This window comes from Loktanella sp. DJP18 (assembly GCF_049310965.1).
Classification (GTDB): domain Bacteria; phylum Pseudomonadota; class Alphaproteobacteria; order Rhodobacterales; family Rhodobacteraceae; genus Loktanella.
Window position 1 is genome coordinate 1 of sequence record NZ_JBMERN010000322.1, and the last position, 1,350, is coordinate 1,350.

Consider the following 1,350-nt stretch of genomic DNA (forward strand, 5'->3'; position numbering starts at 1 on the left):
ACTTTCTCTGGTCGCATGCTTTCTGATGCAGGGTGATGTTACTTAAACAGGTTGTGAGCCGCAGACAGATCCGTCCGGGCAGGTGTTGCGGTCGGAGCCGCATTGGCTGCCGTGTATCTCACTCCTTCACCAAATCGGACGTATCCTGGCTTCCTAAAACATGGGGTGGAGATGGCGTGCGATGATCATGTCAGGCCCTGAATAGGTCTTGGTTTTTACTTGGCACCGGACCCAAAGTATCATCGGTTGCGCAGAACAATCATCTGATACCGTCATCGGTTAGGTGTCCATCACACGGCGTAGGCATGGTGCATTAACCGACCACTGCGGTGATCACTTGTGATCCCGGACCATCTGGAGTGCTGCCTTAAAATCGTCACTCCGAAAAGGCTTCTTGATCCAGGTGAAGGGGCGCGTTGGCTCCGCGCGTTTATAAAGTTCGTCAGTCCCGAATGCTGACACAAAAATAGACCGTATACCAAACTTCTCATAGATCTCGGTAGCTGCACTGACGCCGTCGCGGTCGCCCTTAATGTTGATGTCCATCGTGGCACAGTCTGGTGCATGCTTTTCTGCCAGTCTGACCGCATGTTCAGCGGACATAGCGATCCCCACCACTTCTACGCCAAGATCCTCAAGGATCATTTCAAGATCCATCGCGATAATGGCTTCATCCTCTACGATGAGCACGCGAAGCGGCTTACTCACATCATCAGAGTGAGATCTTGTCGGATCAGCTGCCGAGAACACAGGGCGGCGGGTGAAGTTCGCACTTATGGCATGAAGGGCCTGAGCGCTCGGTATCGCTACGATCTCGCCCGGTAAATACCGCGGCCACAAAATCTTGTCAGGCTGCTGCTGTTGGGTGATCCGTGCACGATGTTTCACACTCAATCTCCAGATAATTCAGTTTTGAACGATACTCTACAATGCGCCCCCTGCACATTTGCAACCTCGAACTTGGCACTAATCTGACGGCAGAGACTACGCACCAGTCTCAACCCGGAGGTTCTGGATTGGATTCCGACGTCAAACCCAGTTCCGTTGTCAGATACTTCCAGTCGCAACTCCGTTGCCGCGGGCATACAGCTTACGTTTATTTTTCCACCAATATCGGCCAGACCATGCTTGCAGGAGTTCGTAATCAGCTCATTGGCGATCAGGGCCAAGCAGTGTGCCTCTTCGGATGTCATGCTTGCATCTATGATAGAGACAACAACCCGGTCAGAAGCACCGCAGCTTTCCGCGGCGCCACGAGCGACGCTTTCAAGGAAGTCATTTGATGAAATGGTTTTCAGACTATCGTTTTGATCACCCGTCCAAAATCCGCAAACCCGTGACTTCAGCCCA

General features: G+C 52.4%; 2 protein-coding genes. Both read right to left on the bottom strand.

The genetic code is table 11. The annotated features are described in order from the left end of the window. Positions 1-333 precede the first annotated feature (333 nt). Positions 334-888 carry a response regulator gene (locus tag ACOI1H_RS25605; RefSeq protein ID WP_422441144.1) on the bottom strand — a complete coding sequence of 185 codons (555 nt, stop codon included), beginning with the start codon at positions 886-888 and terminating at the stop codon, positions 334-336. 2 nt (positions 889-890) lie between these two features. Next, on the bottom strand, positions 891-1,350 hold a 460-nt coding region (locus ACOI1H_RS25610), incomplete at its 5' end, for a sensor histidine kinase (protein ID WP_422441146.1).